The sequence below is a fragment of the Clostridium lacusfryxellense genome (assembly GCF_018861735.1).
Classification (GTDB): domain Bacteria; phylum Bacillota; class Clostridia; order Clostridiales; family Clostridiaceae; genus Clostridium_AD; species Clostridium_AD lacusfryxellense.
The window spans coordinates 1-4,943 of record NZ_JAHLEB010000105.1; the positions used below are offsets into that span (position 1 = coordinate 1).

Sequence of the window (4,943 nt, forward strand, 5' to 3'; positions counted from 1 at the left end):
ACTAAATTTTACTTTATACTAAAGTAATTGACTGGTTTAACAAAATATTATTTTGCTAAGTTTACCTATTTCTCTGTTTAATTTTCAAAGACCAATTTGTTTTGTCATCATGTGACGACAAGTAATATTCTATCATATGTATATAAATAGAATCTTGTAAAATACGTGTTCTAGTTAGATTATCTTTACATTTCTACATATATATCTATATTATTCAATATTACGCATTATGATACGCAAGGGTAAGTATTTTCAGAGTTCAATATTCTCAAATACTCCCTTGCCAAGAAATAGTATTAAGGCGCTAAATAAAAGATTATAAGTAATAAATGCTGCGTATGCTATGAGCATCCCAATAAGACTACTAGATAAACTATACAATACTCCTAAAAGAACTATAGCTGGTGCGATTATTAAAACTAAAATAAATATTCTAATAAGAGCTGTAAACATGATGTTGTTACCTACGCCAAGAATCCTTCTGGTCAATATTCCACCATAAATAAAAAGTGAACCTATTGATGCATATGCGATTATATTAAGAATAATAAGAAGGAAATTGCTTTTAAAGAATATTCCTGTTATTACAAAAACTATAGATCCATCAACAATATTTTTAAAGTTATCAACAGCTGTTACATAAATAACTTTTTTAAATGCATGATCAGGTATCATATAAATATATGGGTTTGATAAGTCCCTTTGCCACTTGCTATTAAAGCTAAAAATTAATTGCAGATATATCATGACTCCTAAAACTAATGTTAAATTCTTAATAGGACTAAATATTCCAGCTGTTATTGCTATAACCGCATAAATAATTGACATTACGTTTATAAGCGCAAACCCAGTCTTTTTATACTCTAATATTTGTCTCCAGAATATAGCAGATGCAAGTCTTCCCTTTTTAATATACTTTACCTTGCGAACCCTAGCTTTTTTACCAGTTTGAACAAATCGTTCACCCGTCCTCATTGATGCTATAGCTGTTTCTTTAATTTCTGTTGAAGCTAATACATCTTCATAATAGTCAAGTTTCATAGAGTAAACCACATAACCGCAAAGAGATCCACATGCTATAATTAAACCTGTATAAACAAAGAACATTGTGCTAATGCCAGTCATTGAAGATATTATTATCTCCCTTGCCCAACCATACACCGGTATATAGGGAATAACCGAACTGTTTAACAATGATGAGACAGCTTTAAGTGGTGACCTGGTTATATATAGTTCTATAAAGTAAACTATAATTATAAATACACCTAAAAATTTAAAAGCATTTCTTAAAACAACCTTATTTCTCTGGCTTTTAGAAGCTACTGAGTATAATAACATCTTTAGTATTGAGGTAAAAATCAACATAATGAATAATCCAAAAATAATTACACCCATGCCATAGGACTTAATATTACTAAAACGATTAATTGTATATCCTTGAAAAAGAACAAAAAACACAGCTATAAATGAAGAATATATTTGTTTTAAAAATCCATATATTAAAACTTTCTGCGGACTAATCGGTGATGTAAATACTAAATTTATGTCTGCACTTCTAAAAAAAGTGGCTCCATTATTTATAGATGAGTAAAGGTCTGGCACTGTAAACATCAAAATAAAGACTCCTACAATCGCTCTATATAGTAAAGGATCTAGAATACTTTTCTCGGCCATATTACCCCTACCAAAAATCATAGCGAATAAAAAAAACATTATAAATACAATATATGCAATCAATTTTGCAGGTTCTCGCTTTAACCGTAGAACCCAATTTTTTATAGACTTCCTTAATATATAAAATAATGGCTTCATTCTTTCTCCTCCGTTACATCAAAGAAGAGTTCTTCTAAGGTTTCATTCCTACTCATAAGCTCTTTCCTCGTGCCTGCAAGCACTATATTCCCATTTTTCATTATCAATACCTTGTCCCAAAAATCATCAACACTATCTATTATGTGAGTACTAATTAAGATAGATGCGCCTTTTTCTTTGAGCTCTACGATGGCTTTTTTTAATTCTTTTATGGCTTTAGGATCTAATCCCATTAGTGGTTCATCAAATAATATTACTTTAGGATGGGTTATTAACGCGCAACAAATACTTACCTTTTGCATCATCCCCTTAGACAGCTCTTTGCCAAGTTTATTTCTTTTGTCACTTAAATCAAATCTTTTAAGTAATTCTTCAGCTTGATCTTTATAGTCGACAATTCCATAAGCTGCAGCTATATACTCTATATGCTCGTAGATTGTTAACAAATCAAACATAGAAGAGACTTCCGGAACATACGAAAATACTTTTTTAGCCTCAATAGTTTTATTTTTATATCCACAAATTTCAATATATCCATCATATTTTAACAAACCTACAATAGATTTTATTGTAGTGCTTTTCCCAGCACCATTAGGTCCTAAAAGAATAGCAATTTCACCCTCATCAACTTGAAAACTAATATTATTTACAGCTAGTTCATTCTTATATTTCTTAATAAGATTTTTTACTAAAAGCATATGTAATTCTCCTTTAATAGGTATTTTGTTATAATTATAACAAACCATCCATTCTTATACAACACAACCCTTATGCTGCCAATATCAAAACATAATGAACATAAAATAATGACACTACAAAATTTCACTCTTGTGGAGTCATTATTTCACTTATAACCTTCTATTAATGCAAACTAATTATTTGCTAATACATTTCTGAGCCCTTTTGCAGTACTGCAAGTCCTGTACGAACAACCTCTTTGATCCCATATGGTCTCATTAGTTCAATAAATGAAGACACCTTCTCTTCATCCCCAGTTATTTCAATTATTATACTCTTTGAATTCATTTCTACAATATTACCTTTGAAAATATTTACCGTTTCTATAATGAAGGATCTTGTACTTTGCTCTAGAGTTACCTTTATGAGTGCTAATTCTCTAGAAACAGCCTTTTGAGGACTTAACTCCAATATTTTAATTACATCTATTAATTTATTTAATTGTTTTACAATTTGCTCTGTAATTTGTTCATCACCGCTAACTACGATAGTAGTGCGTGAGATAGTAGGATCATCTGTAACACTAACAGTTAAGCTGTCAATATTATAACCTCTCCTTGTAAATAATCCGGCCATTTTACTTAAAACCCCTGAATGGTTTTCAACTAAAATAGATAAAATGTATTTATTCATAATTTTCACTCCCTTCTATAAGGTACTCTCATCCGCACTTACAATACATTCTATCAAAAAAGTTTTATTACTTTTCATAGCTTCTTCAAGAGCTCCCCTAAGTTCCGAATTACAGTTAACTGTTTTGCCACCAAATCCATAAGCTTCTACTAATTTCACAAAATCTGGATTTTCATTTAACTCAACGCCATAAGTGTTTTTATAGACATTTGTTTGGTATTCGTTAACCATACCAAGCTTTGAATTATTAAATAACAAAAATATTATCTTCAAGTGATTTTGTCTTATGGTGCCTAACTCTGGCATACTCATTTGAAAACTTCCATCCCCCATTACCGCAACAACTCGTCTGTCTGGGAAAGCAAGCTTGCAACCAACAGATGCCGGAATAGAATATCCCATTGTTCCAAGTCCACCACTTGTTAAAAATCTTCTATCCCTAGTCATATCAAGGTAATGAGAAGTCCATATTTGGTTTTGCCCTACATCTGCAGTAACAATTGTATCCTCTTCAATCATTTCAGACAGTAATTCTAAAGCATATTGTGGATTAACCTTTAAATTTGTTGGTCTGGTTCTCGCATATTCTTTTTTCCAAGTTGAGATTTCGCCTAGCCACTCCTTTGTGTCAATCTCTGCTATTTTATCTGTTAGGTCTTGTAATATTTTTTTACAATCGCCAACTACAGGTATGAGAGCACTTAGGTTTTTACCTATTTCTGCTGGGTCAACATCAATATGAATAATATCTGCTACCTTTCCAAAACTCTTAGAACCCCCAGTTGCTCTATCTGCAACCCTAGTGCCAATAAGAATTAATACATCAGCCGTAGATATTGCTTTATTTGCATATTTATAGCCATGAGAACCAATTAATCCAATATTGTATAGGTATTTTGATGAAATTCCGTCCTTTCCCATTAATGTGTGTACCATTGGAATCTTAGATTTCTCTATAAACTCAATTAACTCTTTTTCAGCATTTGCAGACATAACACCACCACCCACACAAATAAGTGGTCTTTTACTACTCTTTATTTTTTCTATTGCCTTTTTTATTTGTCCCTTATGACCATTAATAGTAGGCTTGTATCCTCTTATGTTCACTTCACCTGGATATTCAAATTCAATTTCTGTGTTCTGGATATCTAGCGGTATATCAATTAGAACTGGTCCTGGTCTTCCGGTTTTTGCTATATAAAATGCCTCTTTCATAATTCTAGGTATATCCTTTGCATCTTTAACGAGATAACTATGTTTTGTGAAAGAGTCTGTTGCTCCAATAATATCAGCCTCTTGGAAAACATCCTTTCCAATTAACTCTGTTCGAACCTGACCAGTAATAGCAATCATTGGTATTGAGTCTGCATAAGCAGTTGCGATGCCAGTAATAAGATTAATAGCTCCAGGTCCAGAAGTTGCAATACATACCCCTATAGATCTCGTTGCCCTAGCATAGCCACTAGCACTATGCCCTGCAGCCTGCTCATGTCTTACCAAAATATGTTCAATATCAGACTTTCTTAATGCTTCATACAAAGGCCCCACTGGAACACCTGGGTACCCAAATACTATTTTTACATTTTCTTTTTCTAAACATTGAATTATCGCATCAGCAGCTTTCATTTTTATGCCCCCTTCAATTTTATGATAGTGTTAACACTATCTTTGCTTTATTTATTTAAAACCCTGCTATTGCAAGGTTTGTAGCTATTTTCAGCACAAAAAACAATGACCCCCTCTGTTTGGTATAATTGTTG

Annotated in this window: 4 protein-coding genes; all 4 read right to left on the reverse strand. The window is 32.1% G+C overall.

What is annotated here, in order from left to right; all coding sequences use genetic code 11:
* Window positions 1-252: 252 nt before the first annotated feature.
* The 4 genes from KPL55_RS25145 to ilvB all read right to left on the reverse strand — a co-directional run bounded on the left by KPL55_RS25145 (window position 253) and on the right by ilvB (window position 4,809).
* The gene (locus KPL55_RS25145; protein WP_216309498.1) at window positions 253-1,812 is read right to left on the reverse strand and encodes a putative ABC exporter domain-containing protein; all 1,560 of its coding nucleotides are present in this window, start codon (window positions 1,810-1,812) and stop codon (window positions 253-255) included.
* Window positions 1,809-2,510, reverse strand: coding sequence for an ABC transporter ATP-binding protein (locus KPL55_RS25150; protein ID WP_216309499.1), 702 nt, complete (start codon window positions 2,508-2,510; stop codon window positions 1,809-1,811). The genes KPL55_RS25145 and KPL55_RS25150 overlap by 4 nt, the downstream gene beginning before the upstream one ends.
* 184 nt (window positions 2,511-2,694) lie before the next feature.
* Window positions 2,695-3,183 carry an acetolactate synthase small subunit gene (ilvN, locus tag KPL55_RS25155; RefSeq protein ID WP_216309500.1) on the reverse strand — a complete coding sequence of 163 codons (489 nt, stop codon included), beginning with the start codon at window positions 3,181-3,183 and terminating at the stop codon, window positions 2,695-2,697.
* Between the two features lie 15 nt (window positions 3,184-3,198).
* Window positions 3,199-4,809 (reverse strand): biosynthetic-type acetolactate synthase large subunit, encoded by a 1,611-nt coding sequence (ilvB, locus tag KPL55_RS25160; protein ID WP_216309501.1) that lies wholly within the window; start codon window positions 4,807-4,809, stop codon window positions 3,199-3,201.
* Between the last annotated feature and the right edge of the window lie 134 nt (window positions 4,810-4,943).

Coding starts and splice junctions, on each gene's coding strand:
- ilvB (WP_216309501.1), bottom strand. CDS start 4,809: ATGAAAGCTGCTGATGCGATAATTCAATGTTTAGAAAAAGAAAATGTA.
- ilvN (WP_216309500.1), bottom strand. CDS start 3,183: ATGAATAAATACATTTTATCTATTTTAGTTGAAAACCATTCAGGGGTT.
- KPL55_RS25150 (WP_216309499.1), bottom strand. CDS start 2,510: ATGCTTTTAGTAAAAAATCTTATTAAGAAATATAAGAATGAACTAGCT.
- KPL55_RS25145 (WP_216309498.1), bottom strand. CDS start 1,812: ATGAAGCCATTATTTTATATATTAAGGAAGTCTATAAAAAATTGGGTT.